The organism is Microbacterium sp. NPDC090281, assembly GCF_044769635.1.
Lineage (GTDB): Bacteria > Actinomycetota > Actinomycetes > Actinomycetales > Microbacteriaceae > Microbacterium.
In genome coordinates this window covers 404,059-419,673 of sequence record NZ_JBIVYH010000002.1, presented here as the reverse complement: position 1 = coordinate 419,673, position 15,615 = coordinate 404,059, and the positions used below count along the sequence as shown (strand labels likewise).

General features: G+C 66.9%; 19 protein-coding genes. 13 read left to right on the top strand and 6 right to left on the bottom strand.

Annotation, left to right across the window (positions count from 1 at the left end; translation table 11 throughout):
- The first annotated feature begins 44 nt into the window (after positions 1 to 44).
- Complete coding sequence (locus ACIQTX_RS16200; RefSeq protein ID WP_402973984.1) at positions 45 to 2,072, top strand: hypothetical protein; 2,028 nt, start codon at positions 45 to 47, stop codon at positions 2,070 to 2,072.
- A gap of 7 nt (positions 2,073 to 2,079) precedes the next feature.
- Here the strand turns inward: ACIQTX_RS16200 and ACIQTX_RS16195 are convergent, their stop codons facing one another.
- The 5 genes from ACIQTX_RS16195 to ACIQTX_RS16175 all read right to left on the bottom strand — a co-directional run bounded on the left by ACIQTX_RS16195 (position 2,080) and on the right by ACIQTX_RS16175 (position 6,480).
- Entirely contained in the window at positions 2,080 to 2,865 is a 786-nt protein-coding gene (locus tag ACIQTX_RS16195; RefSeq protein ID WP_402973981.1) for a lysostaphin resistance A-like protein, read from the bottom strand.
- A complete protein-coding gene (locus tag ACIQTX_RS16190; RefSeq protein WP_402973978.1) occupies positions 2,862 to 3,686 on the bottom strand; it encodes a type II CAAX prenyl endopeptidase Rce1 family protein in 825 nt (274 codons plus the stop codon). Before ACIQTX_RS16190 ends, ACIQTX_RS16195 begins: the two co-directional genes overlap by 4 nt.
- A 105-nt stretch (positions 3,687 to 3,791) precedes the next feature.
- Entirely contained in the window at positions 3,792 to 4,091 is a 300-nt protein-coding gene (locus ACIQTX_RS16185; RefSeq protein WP_402973975.1) for a hypothetical protein, read from the bottom strand.
- A 109-nt stretch (positions 4,092 to 4,200) separates the two neighbouring features.
- A complete protein-coding gene (locus tag ACIQTX_RS16180) occupies positions 4,201 to 5,868 on the bottom strand; it encodes an MDR family MFS transporter (RefSeq protein ID WP_402973972.1) in 1,668 nt (555 codons plus the stop codon).
- Positions 5,869 to 6,480: a TetR/AcrR family transcriptional regulator gene (locus tag ACIQTX_RS16175; RefSeq protein ID WP_402973969.1), complete on the bottom strand. Its 612-nt coding sequence runs from the start codon at positions 6,478 to 6,480 to the stop codon at positions 5,869 to 5,871.
- 178 nt (positions 6,481 to 6,658) lie between these two features.
- On the opposite strand from ACIQTX_RS16175, the gene ACIQTX_RS16170 reads away from it, so the two are divergent.
- From ACIQTX_RS16170 to ACIQTX_RS16150, 5 genes are all read left to right on the top strand, one after another.
- Entirely contained in the window at positions 6,659 to 7,099 is a 441-nt protein-coding gene (locus tag ACIQTX_RS16170; protein ID WP_402973966.1) for an Asp23/Gls24 family envelope stress response protein, read from the top strand.
- Positions 7,100 to 7,157: 58 nt separating this feature from the next.
- The gene (locus ACIQTX_RS16165; RefSeq protein WP_028502239.1) at positions 7,158 to 7,331 is read left to right on the top strand and encodes a CsbD family protein; all 174 of its coding nucleotides are present in this window, start codon (positions 7,158 to 7,160) and stop codon (positions 7,329 to 7,331) included.
- Between the two features lie 122 nt (positions 7,332 to 7,453).
- Complete coding sequence (locus ACIQTX_RS16160) at positions 7,454 to 8,020, top strand: sigma-70 family RNA polymerase sigma factor (protein WP_028502240.1); 567 nt, start codon at positions 7,454 to 7,456, stop codon at positions 8,018 to 8,020.
- Positions 8,017 to 8,637: an Asp23/Gls24 family envelope stress response protein gene (locus ACIQTX_RS16155; RefSeq protein WP_028502241.1), complete on the top strand. Its 621-nt coding sequence runs from the start codon at positions 8,017 to 8,019 to the stop codon at positions 8,635 to 8,637. The genes ACIQTX_RS16160 and ACIQTX_RS16155 overlap by 4 nt, the downstream gene beginning before the upstream one ends.
- On the top strand, positions 8,637 to 8,984 hold the full coding sequence (locus ACIQTX_RS16150; RefSeq protein ID WP_105527319.1) for a hypothetical protein: 348 nt from the start codon (positions 8,637 to 8,639) through the stop codon (positions 8,982 to 8,984). Before ACIQTX_RS16155 ends, ACIQTX_RS16150 begins: the two co-directional genes overlap by 1 nt.
- Positions 8,985 to 9,050: 66 nt before the next feature.
- On the opposite strand, the gene ACIQTX_RS16145 is transcribed toward ACIQTX_RS16150, so the two are convergent.
- A complete protein-coding gene (locus ACIQTX_RS16145; RefSeq protein ID WP_402973961.1) occupies positions 9,051 to 9,899 on the bottom strand; it encodes an SDR family oxidoreductase in 849 nt (282 codons plus the stop codon).
- 94 nt (positions 9,900 to 9,993) lie between these two features.
- Between ACIQTX_RS16145 and ACIQTX_RS16140 the strand changes: the two genes are divergently transcribed.
- The 7 genes from ACIQTX_RS16140 (at position 9,994) to rplM (ending at position 15,599) form a co-directional block, all read left to right on the top strand.
- Positions 9,994 to 10,359, top strand: a complete 366-nt coding sequence (locus tag ACIQTX_RS16140; protein ID WP_402973958.1) for a winged helix-turn-helix transcriptional regulator — start codon at positions 9,994 to 9,996, stop codon at positions 10,357 to 10,359.
- A gap of 99 nt (positions 10,360 to 10,458) precedes the next feature.
- Entirely contained in the window at positions 10,459 to 12,000 is a 1,542-nt protein-coding gene (locus ACIQTX_RS16135; RefSeq protein WP_402973955.1) for an APC family permease, read from the top strand.
- A 2-nt stretch (positions 12,001 to 12,002) separates the two neighbouring features.
- Positions 12,003 to 12,470, top strand: a complete 468-nt coding sequence (rraA, locus tag ACIQTX_RS16130) for a ribonuclease E activity regulator RraA (RefSeq protein ID WP_402973952.1) — start codon at positions 12,003 to 12,005, stop codon at positions 12,468 to 12,470.
- Positions 12,471 to 12,513: 43 nt separating this feature from the next.
- Complete coding sequence (gene truA, locus ACIQTX_RS16125; protein ID WP_402973949.1) at positions 12,514 to 13,362, top strand: tRNA pseudouridine(38-40) synthase TruA; 849 nt, start codon at positions 12,514 to 12,516, stop codon at positions 13,360 to 13,362.
- A 1-nt stretch (position 13,363) separates the two neighbouring features.
- Positions 13,364 to 14,287, top strand: coding sequence for a hypothetical protein (locus tag ACIQTX_RS16120; protein ID WP_402973946.1), 924 nt, complete (start codon positions 13,364 to 13,366; stop codon positions 14,285 to 14,287).
- Between the two features lie 12 nt (positions 14,288 to 14,299).
- On the top strand, positions 14,300 to 14,968 hold the full coding sequence (locus ACIQTX_RS16115; RefSeq protein WP_402973943.1) for an endonuclease/exonuclease/phosphatase family protein: 669 nt from the start codon (positions 14,300 to 14,302) through the stop codon (positions 14,966 to 14,968).
- A 184-nt stretch (positions 14,969 to 15,152) separates the two neighbouring features.
- A complete protein-coding gene (gene rplM, locus ACIQTX_RS16110) occupies positions 15,153 to 15,599 on the top strand; it encodes a 50S ribosomal protein L13 (RefSeq protein WP_028502254.1) in 447 nt (148 codons plus the stop codon).
- Positions 15,600 to 15,615 lie beyond the last annotated feature (16 nt).

The following is a 15,615-nucleotide window of genomic DNA, read 5'->3' as shown; positions in this document are numbered from 1 at the left end:
ACACTGACCCACTCCCGTTCAACGACGACACAAGGAGCATCCCCATGTCAGATTCCCCGAAGATCTCCCGACGGACCGTCCTCCTCGCCGGCGCAGGCGGACTGCTCGCCGCAGCCTCCGGGGTGGCGGCGGCGCAGCCTGCGCAGGCGGTGTCGACACTGTTGCGCACCGGACGCGAGGCGACCACGATCACCGAGATCGGACCGGGGATCATGCAGTACTCGCTGATGAGCGGTGTCGTCCTCGACGGCATCTCGTACATCGGGTCGCGCAACCTGGAGCCCACCGGCATCATCGCCTTCGACATCGCCTCCGGCACGGTCGTGCACTCGACCACGCTGGCGACCGGCCACAGCATTCAAGCGCTCGCGGTCGATCCGGTGCGAAAGCTCCTCTACGCCGGCATCCTGCAGAAGGCAGCAGGCGGCGACAACCTCTACCGCTGGGATCTGTCGGATCTCGGATCGCCCGCTGTCGCGATCGGGAAGATCGGGGACCGTGATGTGCGTGACCTCGCCGTCTCGCCCGACGGGACGCTGTTCGCTGTGGGCGGCGGCGGTACCGGCGCTCCGGCCCTCTGGCAGTACATCCCGGCGACGGGAGCGATCACGAGCCTGGGAGTGCCGGATGCGAAGGCCACGCTCGCCAGGGCGGTCGCTGCGACCGATGCGACCGTGTACTTCGGGGCGGGCAGCACGCTCGGCGGCGGCTCCGGCACCAGCAGGGCGGCGCTCTACGCATTCGACCGCGCGGCGGGCTCCTTCAGCGACATCACACCGGCCGCGATGGTGAACGACCCCAGCATCCGAGAGCTCGGCATCGACGGCGACCGGCTGCTGGTGTCGACCGCCGGATCGGCCGAGTCGTCGAAGCTCGCCACCGTCGCGCTCGCCGACCACTCGTCGGTGCAGATCGTGACCTCGATCGGGAAGACCGCCAAGAACTTCGCCGTGATCGCCGGTGCCGTCTACTGTGCGAACGAGACCGGCGTGCTGCGCTGGATTCCCGGCGAGGATGCTGTGCAGCAGCTGCCCCTGACCATCGACCTCGGCGAGGTGTGGGGGCTCGATGCGCACGAAGATGGGCTCGTGGTCGTCTCCGGCTATGGTTTCGTGGCTGTGCTCGACGCGGAGGGTGGAGTCCTCGGCGAGTACGACCTCGGTGAGGCCGGCGCACCCGTCAGCGCCCAGACCTGCATGGGCATCGCGGTCGGTGCGGGCTACGCCTACGTCGGCGGCAACGGAGGGATCGCCCGGCACGATCTGCGACGCGGTGGGGTGGTCAACCTGCGCGCACCCGGCGAGGCGAAGGACGCCGAGGTCGTCCGCGGCGTGCTCTACACGGGGCAGTACAGCTCGCAGGGCATCTGGTCGTACGACCCGCGCTCCGGCGATCCCATCCATCGCGTCGCAGAGTTCCCCTCGGCGCAGAACCGTCCGCTCGACACGCACTGGGACGACTGCAACAGGCTGCTGCTCGTCGCGGCACAGGCCGACACCGAGGGCGGCGGTTCGCTGTGGACCTACGATCCCCGGCGGAACAAGAGCACGCATGTGATCAACCCGATCGATGGGGTGCAGCTCGTCCGTGCCGTCGTCTCGGTGGACGGGGTCGCCTATCTCGGCGGCGACAACGCCCAGAAGACGGGCCGGCGAGGGACGATCGTGGCGTGGGATCCGATCGCGCATCGCGAGCTGTGGCGCCTCGAGACGAACCAGCCGAACGGCATCGCCGCTCTCGCGAGCCACGGACGGCACCTCTTCGCCCTCACGATCAAGGGCGCTCTCGTGGTGATCGATCTACGCCGTCGCACGATCGTGCACACCGGCGATCTCGCCGCGCTCGTGCCAGGGTTCGCCGCGATGACGGCGGCCAGGGGAGTGATCTACGGCGTCTCGGACACCACCCTCTTCCGCATCGACCCGCGCACTTTCGAGGTCACCACCGTCGTCCCCGCCATCAACGGCGGTTGGTACAGCGGTCCCCACCTCAACGTCGATGACGACGGTGTGATCTACACGCTTCGTGGTCGGACCCTGGTGACGGTCGACGACCGCCCGCGTCGGGTCTGAGCCGGGGTCAGGCGGGTGTCGCTCCGATCGAGGGGATGCGCTCGTGCGCTCCCCGGATCACGACCCAGACGATGGCGACGCCGATGATTCCGACGAGCACATAGAACAGACCGGAGATCTGGATGATGCTGCTCGGTGTCCCCACACCGGCGGCGAAGACCGAGAAGTCCCACACGCCGTGGAGCACCATCGCCCAGATGAGGGAGCCCGTCACACGGCGCAGGATGTACAGCGCCGTTCCCATCAAGAAGGCGGTGCCGACCTGGCTGATCGTGCCGGCGACCGGGGCGCCGAGAAGGATGTTGGCGAGGTGCATCGCTGCGAAGAGCGCAGAGGAGAAGAGCCATACCCACACCTCGGAGAACCGTGAGCGCAGCGCGGTGAGCAGCAGTCCGCGGTGCACCAGTTCTTCGGTGAAGCCGACCAGGAGGAGGACCAGAGAAGCGCCGAAGAAGGCAACGCTGTAGGCGCTCCAATCGGTCCCGGCCAAGTTCATCACGGCGGCGACGGCGATCAGGACGGGGACGAAGATCGGCCACTTGTGTCGGCTGCGCTGCGCCTCGTGGATCGCGGGGCCCCACCAACCCAACAAGCTGGTGGTGATCGCGAGAAGCACCGTTGCGATGATGAGCGAGAGCCCGCCGCCGAGGAACAGGTTCCCTGCGCTGTCGCCCCAGGTGTCGTAAGGGATGCCGGTCGAGTTCTGGATCGCGAACACGACGACGAGGTATCCGACCCAGATGACGAGGCCGATCCATACGCGCGGTGTGACCCGGAGCGACGCGGTCGTCACGCGGCGCGCTCCTCGGTGAAGGAGGGCTTCGCATCGCCGACGCGGCCGCGGATGAAGAAGAGCAACACGAATCCGGTGACGATCACCGCGATGTTGCCGAAGCCGGCGATACCGGTGAGTGCGCCTTCCGCGGGATACGCGGTCTGCAGGAAGATGCTCGGATCGGTGCTGGCGTGCAGCAGGATCGGCGCGATGATCGTCCCCGTGACGCGGAGGGCGAGGTACATCAGGATGCCGAAAGCGAAGGTGTACACGAGCTGGAACGCTGTTGCGAACAGCGATTGTCCGTTCAGGAGGTTGCCGGCATGCAGCCCCGCGAACACGGCAGCGGAGATCACCGCGACGACGATCTCGCGGTAGCCGGCCTTGCGAGCGAGGTTCACGACGAGACCGCGGGTGAGCACTTCTTCGGCGAATCCGATGAAGAGCCCTGCGAGGAGCCAGGTGGCCACGACGTCGAAGCCGACGTCGCCGTAGTCGATCGTCATGAAGCGCAGGATGTTGAAGAGCAGCACGACGACGATCGCGATCCACATCCATCCCCGGCCGCGGATCGGCTGCGTCCCGAAGACCTCGCGCCACCATCCGACCGACGCGATGAAGCCGGCGAGCAGCAGGCCACCGACGATGAGGGGCAGCACGTAGTAGACCACGATCGCCGCGGCGCTGGTCGGATCGTCGAGCTGAAGTGCGAGCGGAGTGAACGCGAGGGAGAGCAAGTCGTAGAGCACGAAGTACACGGCCGCGAGGATGAGAGCGCGCCACCAGCCGCCCTTCTCCCAGAACCTCTTCCAGGGGGATATGGCCGCGGGTGTCGACATGGGGAGCTCCAGACCGTCGGCGGGTGGGGGCGGCCGACTACCCGTCAGTTTGGCGCACGGCGGCGGGCGGCGTCCATCCGGAAAATCTGGGGAGTGTCGGAGGCATCACCCACGGAATCCCTTCGATCCGCGTGCCGGCGGGAGGTGTGGGATCGGGATCGGACGCGTGGCGCGCGAGGTGTCCTGGAACCTTCGGACGGCGTCGAGGACATCGTCGGCGGAGGAGTAGCGCAACGCGAGTGGAAGGTCGCGTCGCCACAGGACTTCGACCTCGGTCGGTGCATCCTCGAAGATCGTGCAGACGACTCTGCGGTGGTCGTTCTCGGGGTACTGCAGATCGTGGATCGCCCAGTCGGTCGGGCTGACCTCCACCAACGCGAACCTCCGATGTGGATCGTGCTCCATCATTCTCCTAGCTGTCCCCACGGTGAATGATGATCGATCCGTCCGCCGAAAGGGAGCCCCTTGACAGATCGAGGCCCCCACCCCAGGGAAGGAGTGGAGGCCTCGGTCGTCAGCGAGCTGCGGGGGCGGAGTCGGTATCCACCGGGCCCGTATCCGTGAGGACTGCTCCCGCACGCCCACCGCCGCGCTGCTCGGCCTCCAGTCGCTCTGCTTCCTCGCCGCTGATGGCTTCGCCGCGCGCGACGAGTCCCGCCGTGTCGGAGAGCGGGATCTGCTTGAGGAACAGCGAGAGCAGCAGCGCGAGCACGATGAAGGGTACGAGGTACCAGAACACCGGGGCCAGAGCGTCGGCGTAGGCGGTGACGATCCCTTCGCGCACCTCGTCGGGCAGCGAGCTGAGCGTCGACGGGTCGATCGTCGATGCGGCTTGCGATGCGGCGTCCGGAGAGGCTCCGGCTCCGGCGAAGACGCCGAGCAGGTTCTCGGTCAGCCGTGTGGTGAAGATGGTGCCGAACACCGCGGTTCCCAGCGACGCACCGACCTCGCGGAAGTAGTTGTTCGTGCTGGTCGCGGTGCCGATCTCGCCGGCGGGCACCGCGTTCTGCACGACCAGGACGACCACCTGCATGATGAGGCCGAGCCCGGCTCCGAACACGAACAGGAACACGCAGATCAGCCAGATCGGCGTCGACGCCGACAGCGTGGTCATCGAGACCATCGCGATGCCCGTGATGATCGTGCCGAGGATCGGATAGATCTTGTACTTGCCGGTCTTCGAGATCGCGATACCGGAGAAGATCGACGTACCCATGAGTCCGACCATCATCGGGATCATCAGCAGGCCGGATTCCGCGGCGGACGTGCCGGAAGACATCTGCAGGAACGTCGGCACGAACCCGATCGCGGCGAACATCCCGATCCCGAGTACGAGCCCGATCGCCGTGGCATTGACGAAGATCGGGTTGCGGAACAGGCTCAGCGGGATGATCGGGTCCTGCACACGCGACTCGGTGATCACGAACGCGGTCGCCGCGACGACGAGCCCGGCGCCCCAGGCCCAGGTGGCCAGCGAATCCCAGCCGAACTCCTTGTCTCCGCCGAAGTCGGTGAAGAAGATGAGGCAGGTGGTGGCGATGGAGAGGAAGATGACGCCGAAGATGTCGATCGGCTTCTGGGCCTTCTTGCTCGGCAGCTTCAGGGCGACCAGCGCGATGATGAACGCCGCGATGCCGACCGGGATGTTGATGTAGAACGCCCACTGCCACGTCAGGTGGTCGACGAAGTAGCCGCCGAGCAGCGGGCCGGCGACGGCTGACAGCCCGAAGACGGCGCCGAGCGGGCCCATGTACTTGCCGCGCTCGTTGGCGGGGACGATGTCGGCGATGATCGCCTGCGACAGGATCATCAGACCGCCGCCGCCGAGTCCCTGCAGGGCGCGGAACACGACGAACATCCAGAAGTCGGTGGCGAAGGCGCAGCCGACCGAAGCCAGGGTGAACAACGCGATCGCGATCAGGAATAGGTTGCGCCGGCCCAGGACATCGCCGAACTTGCCGTAGATCGGCATGACGATGGTGGTGGCCAGCAGGTAGGCGGTGGTGATCCAGACCTGGTGGTCGACGCCGCCGAGTTGTCCGACGATGGTCGGCATGGCGGTGGACACGATGGTCTGATCGAGGCTGGAGAGCAGCATGCCCGCGATGAGGGCGCTGAAGATGATCCAGATGCGGCGCTTCGTGAGCAGGAAGGGCGCATCCTTCGTGGCGGTGGCGGACATTCAGTGGTCTTTCTGTGACGGTGCGTAGAGGGAGCGAGCGAGCTCGAGGCGTCGTGTGATGAGGTCGGCGAACGGCTCGGTGGACTGGTGGTGCAGGAGCTGGTCCATGCTCAGGCGGACCAGCGCGCCGACGGTGTGCACGATGACGGCGGCCCGGAGCTCGGCATCCGGTGCGTCCTCGATGCGGCGGACGACCAGGCTCATGTCGCGCCGTTCGTTCTTCGCGAGCTGCTCGAAGGCGGCCTTGAGCAATCGCGGCTCCTGCTCGATCACCGCGAACATGGCCGGAGCGTCCTCGACCGGGTTGAAGAGATCGAACCGGCGGATCGTCAACTGGATGAAGTCGTCGAGGAGGTCTCCGTGCTGGGTGGCGAACTCCTCTTCGAGTGCCTCTTGCCGGGAGTCGATCGTCGCGAACCCGAAGACCGCGTTCTCTTTGCTCTCGAAGTAGTTGAAGAACGTGCGCCGGGACACTCCGACCTCGCTGCACAACTCCTCGATCGTGAACCCGGCGAAGCCCAGCTCGGTGGTGAGGCGGCGGGCGGTGTCGGTGAGTGCACGAGACGTCTCGCGCTTGCGCTGCTCTCGCAGTGAATCTGCACTGTCGCTCATGGAGTGCAATATTGCACTCTTAACCTTGGAGTGCACTGAGAGCGACGCATCGCGCCTGCTCGAAGATTTCTTTCGATCAATCTGTGACATTCGCCGTCCGGCATCCGTCCTAGTGATGGCGTCGCCGACCGCGACCTGCGTCCGCACTGCGGGCGGCATACGGATGAAGGAGCTCACGATGGCGAACACGACGGATGGCACTCAGCCCGAGATCCAGGTCGTCGCCCCGCTGCAGGGGGCTGCAGTGGGAACGACCACGATCGAGGATGCGGTGGTCGCGAAGATCGCCGGCATCGCCGCGCGTGACGTCAGTGGGGTCCACGCGCTCGGCGGGGGCGCCGCGCGTATGGTGGGCGCGATTCGGGACGCGCTCAACACGACCGACCTCTCGCAGGGGATCAGCGTCGCGGTCGGCGAAGCACAGATCACGGTCGACGTCACCATCGTCGCCGAGTACCCGGTCTCGCTGCAGAAGGTCGCGGACGACGTTCGCGCGGCCATCCATCGAGACATGGTCGAGCTGGTCGGGGTGGCCGTGGTCGAGGTGAACGTCACGATCGACGACGTGCACGTCCCCGCGGACGACGAAAACGACACGGACGAGGCGCCGACCGCATAGACGCCTCGTCGAGGACTCGGTCCCGAGACCCGGGGCCGGTATGGGAGAAGGAGAAGCCATGAGCGCTGAAGACAAGATCAAGGCCGCAGCGGAGAAGGTCGCCGGCAAGGCGAAGGAGACCGTCGGCAAGGTCGTCAACGACGACAAGCTCGTCGCCGAGGGCAAGGCGGAGCAGGCCAAGGGCAACGTCCGCGATGCCGCCGAGAACGTGAAGGATGCGTTCAAGAAGTGATGAGTCGGGGGAGAGGCCCATGCGGCCTCTCCCCGATCTCTCACAGGTGCGTGAGAAATGATCCGATCCGGTGGGGCATCTGTTCCGAATCTCTCTGGAGATCGGATCGAGGGGTGGGGTAGATGGAAGACCAACGCTTTCGCACAGCGCTCGAACAGGCGGACGACGGGATCGTCGCCGGTCGGGCGATGGACGGCGACGTCGAGGCGTTCGCGGTCCTCGTGCGCCGGTACACGCCCATGATGCGCGCGTACACGCAGCGGATGCTGAATGCATCGGCCGACGTCGACGACATCGTGCAGGAATCGTTCGTCACCGCCTGGCAGCGATTCGGTGAACTCGAAGACCCGGCCAAGGTCAAGAGCTGGCTGATGAGAATCGTCAGTCGGAAGGCGGTGGATCGCATCCGTGCGATCCGGCCGGCCGTGGACATCGACTCGATCGACCGTCCCGCCCCGCTGCATGCCTCGCCGACCGCGGTCGTCGAGGCGCGAGCGAGTGTCGCCGCCCTCGGGGCCGCGCTTCGCGAACTGCCGGATGCGCAGCGCGAATGCTGGGTGCTGCGGGAGATCGGCGGGTACTCCTACGACGAGATCTCCGAGGAACTCGGCATCCCCGTCTCGACCGCGCGCGGGCTGCTCGCGCGGGCCCGAAAATACATGATCGTACGGATGGAGGAGTGGCGATGACCGACGAGAGAGACACACCTGACGTCCGCCGGCTCGGCCTGGAACCGACCGATCTCGACGGGCACACGCTCGACGAGCTCACCGACTATCTCGACGCGGGGCGAAAGCCCGCCGATCGTTCGATCGACGAGTCGCCCGGCTGCCAGCTGGCGCTGGACGCACTGACCCGGCTGCAAGGGCTCGGCGCTGAGCTCATCGCCGCGGAGGCTGCCGCCGAACCCGCGGTCGACGAGAACTGGGTCGATCGCATCCTCAGCGGAATCGCGATGGATGCCCGCGCCGGAAGGCGCATCCCCTTCGAGTCTCCGGATCCGCGCGTCGACCTTGCGATCACCGAGGGAGCCGTGCGCGGCCTCATCCGTTCTGCGGAGAACGCCGTGCCGGGACTCCTCATCGGACGGTGCCGACTCGAAGGCGACGTGACCCAGCCGGGAACCCCGATCCGGGTCGCGATCGACGCGAGCGCGCTGCACGGACAGTCGATCCCGAAGGTCGCCGCTGAACTGCGAGCCGAGGTGGATCGGGGCCTTCGCGCGCACACCGAGTTGAACGTCGTCGCGATCGACATCGCGATCCGAGACATCCGGGAGGTGTCGTCGTGGGCGGGGGAGAGCTGATGGGGACACAAGAGCGCGAAGAGCTCGCAGCGGCCGTCGAGGCGACCCTGCGGTCGACTCCGGGCGTCCGCAGCGTCTATCGATCCGGTTCGCTGATCTCCAACCTGCTGCGCGTGGGGGCCGAGGCGATCGGCGTTCGCAAGGACGACGAGCCGATCGTCTCGGTGGTCGCGGCCGGCGATGCAGTGGCGGTGGAAGCGACGCTCGGTGTGGACTCCGGCGCGAGGTCGGCAGACATCCTTCGCGACGTGCACACCGCGATCGATGCGCTGCTGGGAGCACGAGGCGTGCGGCGGGAGAGCATCACTCTGACCGTCGCACACGTGCAGACCAGCGGCACCTCATGATCCGGTCCTGAAACCACCGAGTGCCGCCGTCCGGGGGGACGGCGGCACTCGGTCTTCCTGCGGTGATCAGGCGGAGGCGGCGCGCAGCCCTTCGACGAGCGGGGTCGTCGGTCGGCCGATCAGACGTGCGAGCGTGCCGTCGGTGTCGGCGAGTGCGCCGTTCTTGATGCCGGCGTCGAGCGCAGCGACGAATCCGGCCGTTCCCTCGTCGAGGCCGGCGTCACGGAGCGCTGCGATCTGGTCGTCGAAGCCGACCGGCACGAAGGAGACCTCGCGCCCGGTGACCTCGGCGAAGGCCGCAGCCAGATCGGTGTAGGTCCAGGCGACGTCGCCGCCCAGTTCGTAGACCTCGCCGATGTGACCGTCTTCCAGCACCACGACGGCGGCGGCGTCAGCGAAGTCCTTGCGACTGGCCGAGGCGACCCGTCCTTCGCCGGTGCCGGCGGCGAGCACGCCCGTCTCGGCGGCGCGGGCGAGGTCGGCGGCGTAGTTCTCGGTGTACCAGTTGTTGCGGAGGATCACAGCGGGCAGACCCGCGGCGGTGATCAGCTCTTCGGTCGCCTTGTGCTCCGGCGCCAGGATCAGGTCGCTCGTGGTCGCCTTGGGGGCGCTCGTGTAGACGAACTTGGAGATGCCGGCGGCCTTGGCCGCCTCGATGACCGCCTGGTGCTGGGCGACGCGCTGACCGACCTCGGACCCGGAGACCAGCACCACGGTGTCGACGCCCTCGACGGCTGCGGAGACCGAGGCGGGGTCGGTGTAGTCGAGGTGCACGACGCGCACGCCGAGATCAGCGGCCTTGGCCGTGTCGCGGGCTCCGGCGACGATCGACTGCGGATCGGCTCCGCGCTCGATGAGGCTGGCGATGATGAGGCGTCCGAGGTTGCCGGTCGCGCCGGTGACGAGGATGGTCATGAGGGGTCCTTTCGTAAGTGACATCCTCGACAACCCGCGGTGGGGCCTTAAGCATTCCAATCCGCGGGTACCCACTTTGGAGTAAGGTACCCACATGACGGTTAGTTTCGCGCAGATAAAGGAATCCACGCCGTTCGTCTTCGATCAGAATTGTGGAACGCGGGTGGTGCTCGACCACATCATGAGCAAGTGGGGCGTGCTGGTGCTCTCGTGCCTGTCCGACGGCACGCATCGTTGGGGAGCGCTGCGTCGTGAGGTCGACGGCATCAGCGAGAAGATGCTCGCCTCCACGCTGCGCACCCTCGTCGACGACGGACTCGTGCACCGGGAATCCCTCCCGACCGTGCCCCCGCACGTGGAGTACAGCCTGACCCCGCTCGGACGAGATCTGATGGAGCGGATGCTGCCCCTGATGGAGTGGGTGGCCGACCACGCCGACGGCATGCTCGAAAGACCCTGATTCTGCGGATTCCGTCGTCAGGGCCTGTTCTGGGCTTCGGATTCATGCTGTCGCAGAAAGCCGTTGACGCGATAACCGTGGTGGCTCTACTGTTCTGACATGGCAGCAACGACGCCGATTCATCTGGAACGACCCGACGGCAAGGGTCTGGCTGCGGGAACACTGGGACTCTGGGGGTCGACCGTCATCGGTCTGGCCTCGACGGCCCCCGTCTACTCGCTCGTCGCGACCCTCGGCTTCGTGGTGCTCGCGGTCGGTGCGCAGGCACCGATCGCCTTCATCATCGCCTTCGTGCCGATGCTCCTGATCGCCTTCGCCTATCGCGAGCTCAACAATGCGGTGCCCGATTGCGGGACGACGTTCACCTGGGGCACCAAGGCCTTCGGCCCCTGGGTCGGCTGGATGGGCGGCTGGGGCGTCGCGGTCGCCGGCATGGTCGTGCTCGCCAACCTCGCCCAGATCGCCTCGGTGTACTTCTGGTCGCTGATCGGGCAAGACCTCGAGAACAACGACTGGCGTGTGGTTCTGGTCGCGGTCGCCTTCATCGCCGCGATGACCTGGGTCAGCTGGCGTGGCGTCGAGATCGGCGAACGCATCCAGAACATCCTGCTGGGCATCCAGTACCTCGCTCTCGCGATCTTCGTCGTCACGGCGCTCTGGCAGTTCTTCGCCGGTACCGCACCGAACCCCACTCCCTTCGACTGGGAGTGGATGAACCCCTTCGCTTTCACCGACTGGTCGGGCTTCACCGAGGCCATCCTGCTCGCACTCTTCATCTACTGGGGCTGGGACACCTGCCTCGCCCTCAATGAGGAGACCAAGGACCCCAAGCGCATCCCCGGTCGCGCAGCGCTGCTTACCACCGTCATCCTGCTGTTCACCTACGTCGCCGTGACCATCGCGGCCATGATGTACGCCGGCCTCGGAGAAGACGGCACGGGCCTCGGCAACGAGGCGAATGCCGACGACTTCTTCCTCGCGATCAAAGACGGACTGCTCGGCCCGTTCGGCTGGGTGCTCGTGGTGTCGGTGATCATCTCGGCGATCTCGTCGACCCAGACCACGATCCTCCCGACGGCCCGCGGCACGCTCGCGATGGGGGTGTACCGGGCTCTGCCCGCCAAGTTCAAAGAAGTGCACCCGACCTTCAAGACGCCGTCCTTCTCGACCATCGTGATGGGTGTCGTCGCCACGGTCTACTACGTCGGCATGACCCTGATCAGCGACAACATCCTGCAGGACTCGATCCTGTCGCTGGGCCTCGCGATCGCGTTCTACTACGCCATCACCGGCTTCGCGTGCGTCTGGTATTTCCGGAAGGACCTGGCGAACTCCGCCCGCGAGTTCTTCTTCAAGGGCCTGTTCCCGCTGCTGGGTGGTCTCATGCTGGCCTGGGCGTTCATCCAGTCCGCGATCGACATGTGGGACGTCGACTACGGCTACACGGTCCTGTTCGGTATCGGCGGCACGTTCGTGATCGGCGTCGGCTCGCTGGCGTTCGGCCTGGTGCTGATGTTCGTCTGGTATCTGTTCCCGCGGTCGAAGCGGTTCTTCCGCGGCGAGAGCCTGAACCGCGAGACCCAGGTGATGGTGCCGGATGAGCCCGCCGTGACGATCCGCTCGATCGACGGAGGCATCTGAGGATGCCGGTCGCCACTGCCGACCTCTACGACGAACTCGAAGAGGGCATCCAGTCGCTTTCGCTGCAGCTGCGCTCGTTCGGGCAGCGGTCGGCGTTCGACGGCCCGATCCGCACCGTCCGCTGCTTCGAGGACAACGCGCTGGTGAAGTCCGTGCTGGCCTCGCCCGGCGAGGGCGCCGTGCTCGTCGTCGACGGCGGAGGGTCGCTGGAAAGAGCGCTCATGGGCGACATGATCGCCGCGTCAGCGGTGGCGAACGGCTGGGCGGGCGTCGTCATCAACGGGGCGATCCGCGACCGGGTCGCGATCGATGCGCTCGACCTCGGGGTCAAGGCGCTGGGCACCAATCCGCGCAAGAGCACCAAGCTCGGCGCCGGCGAGGTCGATGTCACGCTCGTGATCGGGGGAGTGGTGTGCCGGCCCGGTGCGCATCTGTACAGCGATGAGGACGGGATCCTCGTCGAACGCTGAGGGTCGCCCGGTGGCGCGGGGGCGCTTGTCCTAGGCTTGCTCCGTGCGCATCCGGCTCGATATCGCCTACGACGGCACCCACTTCCGCGGGTGGGCGAAGCAGCCGACTCTGCGCACTGTGCAGGGCACGCTGGAGGCCGCCCTCGCTCGAATCGTTGGCTCCGACGTGCAGTTCGTCGTCGCCGGCCGAACCGATGCCGGTGTGCACGCGAGCGGGCAGGTCGCGCACGTCGATCTCGACGAGAAGCAGTGGGCGCGCATCGAGGCCAGGCAGGGGCGCGCGCCGCTGGAGCCGGCCGAGACCATAGCCGGCCGCATGCGGGGTGTGCTCGGCGCCTATTCCGACGTCGCGGTCACCCGGACGTCCATCGCTCCCGCCGGCTTCGATGCACGGTTCTCCGCCGTCTGGCGCCGCTACCGCTACCGTCTCGCCGATGCGCAGGCCGGATTCGATCCGCTGCGCCGCCACGACACGACCACCATCCGCGGTCGCCTCGACGAACGGGCCATGGATGCCGCCGCCCGCACCCTCATCGGGCTGCACGACTTCGCGTCGTACTGCAAGCCCCGCGAGGAGGCGACGACGATCCGCACCCTGCTCGACTACCGCTGGGAGCGCGACGCCGAAGGCGTGCTCGTCGCCGAGGTCAAAGCCGATGCGTTCTGTCACAGCATGGTGCGTGCTCTCGTCGGCGCCTGCGCGGCCGTCGGGGAGGGACGCCTCGACGTCGACGACCTCGTGGTCCTGCGCGACGCGGTGACGCGTACCAGTGAGTTCAAGGTGCTGGCGGCGCGCGGACTGATCCTCACCGAGGTGGGGTACCCCGTCGATGAGCTGCTCTCGGCGCGGGCGACGCAGACCCGCGCACGCCGTGACGGAGCGAGCAGCTGACATGACCGCGCCGACCGGCGAGCGGCCGAACGCCTTCGCGGCGGCTCTGCGGGCGGCGGTCTCCGAGCGCGGCATCACCCTCGCACGTCTGCGGCAACAGCTCGTCGACGATGGGAACGTCGTATCCATGGCGACGCTCAGCTACTGGCGATCGGGGGCCCGGCAGCCGGAAGGTGCGCAGTCCCTGGGCGTGGTCGAGGGCATCGAGGATCGCCTTCGACTTCGCCGCGGTCATCTGAGCGCACTGCTCGGCCCTTCCGCTCGGCTCGGTGCCGTGCCGCCGCCGAGGCTGCCGTTCGACGAGGAGCGCGAGAACCGCGAGACTGCGGAGACGTTGGCCGCGCTTCGGTCCTCACCTCAGGATGTTCTGCGAGATCTCTCCACCCAGATGACCGTGCAGGTGGGTGCGGAAGGCGCTGTGAGGAGCATCGTCATGCGATCTCTCGTCCAGGCGACCCATGGCATCATCACCGAGCTCCCGCTCATCGACGTCGCTCCCGAGGAGACGGAGGCGCTGTCCGTCATCTCGGACGTCGTCGGCGGACGCATCGACAGGGAGTACCTGCACCCGGGGCGTCTGCTCTCCGGCGTGGTGATCGCGCTCGACGAGCCGATCACCGTCGGAGACACGACCCTCATCGAGTTCACCGAGACGTTCCCACCCGGGTACCCGGCGCGGCAGTCGGCGTGGCACGCGACCTCGCGTCCGGCACGCGAGACCCTCATCTGGGTGCGGTTCCATCCGGACGCGCAGCCGAGCTGGTGCGAGGAGTACGTGGAGACGGAAGACGACTACCTGTGCGTGATGCGGTCGGTGCGCAGCGGTTCCGTCCATGTGTCCCGTCATGGATTCGGCCCTGGCGTGCTGGGCATTCGCTGGGGGTACGACGGCGATCCGGAGCCAGGGCACAGCAGGGACGAGTAGCGTAAGACGGTCATGAAGGTCATCTCGTACAACCTCCAGAAGCATCGAGCGGCCGGCGAGCTCGCGGCCCTCGTGCGCGAGCACGACCCCGACATCCTCTGCCTGCAGGAGTGCGACGTCTCGGAGTTGCCCGCGCAGATCGGCGACCTCGTGCTCGCTGACGCCACCCAGGGGAATCGGCTCGGGCTCGCGCTGTTCCATCGCGCGAGCAGGTTCCACCTGCACTCGATCCGCATGCTCGGTCTCAAGAAATCGCTGCACGACCGCATCGCGAAGCCGGCGCACGAGCGCGTGCTCGGGGCGCGGCTGCGCGACATCGACGACGGTCAGGACTTCATCGTCGCCTCGTTCCACGCCGCCCCGCTGACGGCGTTGAACTCGCTGCGACGCCACCAGATCCGCGCCGCGCTCACCGAGTTGGCAGCGCTCGGGGAGGGGCTGCCGCAGCTCATGGTGGGGGACTACAACTACCCCATCTTCAAGGAGAACCTCGGCCAGGCCGTGCGCGACCACGGCTACGCGCTGTCTCTCAGCGACGATCACACCTACACGCGCTACCGGGTGTTCCGCGGGCACTACGACTTCGCGACCTCGACCGGATTCGAGATCGAACGCATCACGACCCTGCCGCAGGGAGCGAGCGATCACCGTCCGATCCTCGTCACGGTGAAGCCCGACTGAGCCGGTGGTTTGGGCATCAGGCGTCGGGTGGCGTATGATCTCTCTTTGGTGCCTTTCCCGTTCGCGGTGAAGGGGCATCGTCCGAACGTGAGCCCTCCACTGGCGTGTTCCTCCCTGTCGGGAAGAACCACCCCGGAGTGGGATTCACGAACTTCTCCGTTCGACACAAGAAAGCAGCACTATCGTGACGCGCACTTACACCCCCAAGGCTGGCGAAGTCCAGCGCGACTGGGTCGTCATCGACGCCACCGACGTCGTTCTCGGCCGTCTGGCTTCGCACGCCGCTACGCTCCTGCGTGGCAAGCACAAGCCGACCTTCGCCAACCACATCGACTCGGGTGACTTCGTCATCATCGTGAACGCAGAGAAGGTCGCGCTCACCGGTCAGAAGCTCCAGAAGAAGCTGGCTTACCGCCACTCCGGTTACCCGGGTGGTCTGAAGTCGGTCACCTACGCCGAGCTCCTCGAGAAGAACCCGGTCCGCGCTGTCGAGAAGGCCATCCGTGGCATGCTCCCCAAGAACAGCCTCGGCCGCCAGCAGCTCTCGAAGCTCAAGGTCTACGTCGGTGGAGAGCACCCGCACGCCGCTCAGCAGCCGCAGACGTACACCCTCGACCAGGTCGCCCAGTAAGCGCCGTAAAGACTTA

Excerpts from the sequence above, each read along its gene's own strand:
- ACIQTX_RS16200 (WP_402973984.1), top strand. The coding sequence starts at position 45 with ATGTCAGATTCCCCGAAGATCTCCCGACGGACCGTCCTCCTCGCCGGC.
- ACIQTX_RS16190 (WP_402973978.1), bottom strand. The coding sequence starts at position 3,686 with ATGTCGACACCCGCGGCCATATCCCCCTGGAAGAGGTTCTGGGAGAAG.
- ACIQTX_RS16185 (WP_402973975.1), bottom strand. The coding sequence starts at position 4,091 with ATGGAGCACGATCCACATCGGAGGTTCGCGTTGGTGGAGGTCAGCCCG.
- ACIQTX_RS16180 (WP_402973972.1), bottom strand. The coding sequence starts at position 5,868 with ATGTCCGCCACCGCCACGAAGGATGCGCCCTTCCTGCTCACGAAGCGC.
- ACIQTX_RS16175 (WP_402973969.1), bottom strand. The coding sequence starts at position 6,480 with ATGAGCGACAGTGCAGATTCACTGCGAGAGCAGCGCAAGCGCGAGACG.
- ACIQTX_RS16170 (WP_402973966.1), top strand. The coding sequence starts at position 6,659 with ATGGCGAACACGACGGATGGCACTCAGCCCGAGATCCAGGTCGTCGCC.
- ACIQTX_RS16165 (WP_028502239.1), top strand. The coding sequence starts at position 7,158 with ATGAGCGCTGAAGACAAGATCAAGGCCGCAGCGGAGAAGGTCGCCGGC.
- ACIQTX_RS16160 (WP_028502240.1), top strand. The coding sequence starts at position 7,454 with ATGGAAGACCAACGCTTTCGCACAGCGCTCGAACAGGCGGACGACGGG.
- ACIQTX_RS16155 (WP_028502241.1), top strand. The coding sequence starts at position 8,017 with ATGACCGACGAGAGAGACACACCTGACGTCCGCCGGCTCGGCCTGGAA.
- ACIQTX_RS16150 (WP_105527319.1), top strand. The coding sequence starts at position 8,637 with ATGGGGACACAAGAGCGCGAAGAGCTCGCAGCGGCCGTCGAGGCGACC.
- ACIQTX_RS16145 (WP_402973961.1), bottom strand. The coding sequence starts at position 9,899 with ATGACCATCCTCGTCACCGGCGCGACCGGCAACCTCGGACGCCTCATC.
- ACIQTX_RS16140 (WP_402973958.1), top strand. The coding sequence starts at position 9,994 with ATGACGGTTAGTTTCGCGCAGATAAAGGAATCCACGCCGTTCGTCTTC.
- ACIQTX_RS16135 (WP_402973955.1), top strand. The coding sequence starts at position 10,459 with ATGGCAGCAACGACGCCGATTCATCTGGAACGACCCGACGGCAAGGGT.
- rraA (WP_402973952.1), top strand. The coding sequence starts at position 12,003 with ATGCCGGTCGCCACTGCCGACCTCTACGACGAACTCGAAGAGGGCATC.
- ACIQTX_RS16120 (WP_402973946.1), top strand. The coding sequence starts at position 13,364 with ATGACCGCGCCGACCGGCGAGCGGCCGAACGCCTTCGCGGCGGCTCTG.
- ACIQTX_RS16115 (WP_402973943.1), top strand. The coding sequence starts at position 14,300 with ATGAAGGTCATCTCGTACAACCTCCAGAAGCATCGAGCGGCCGGCGAG.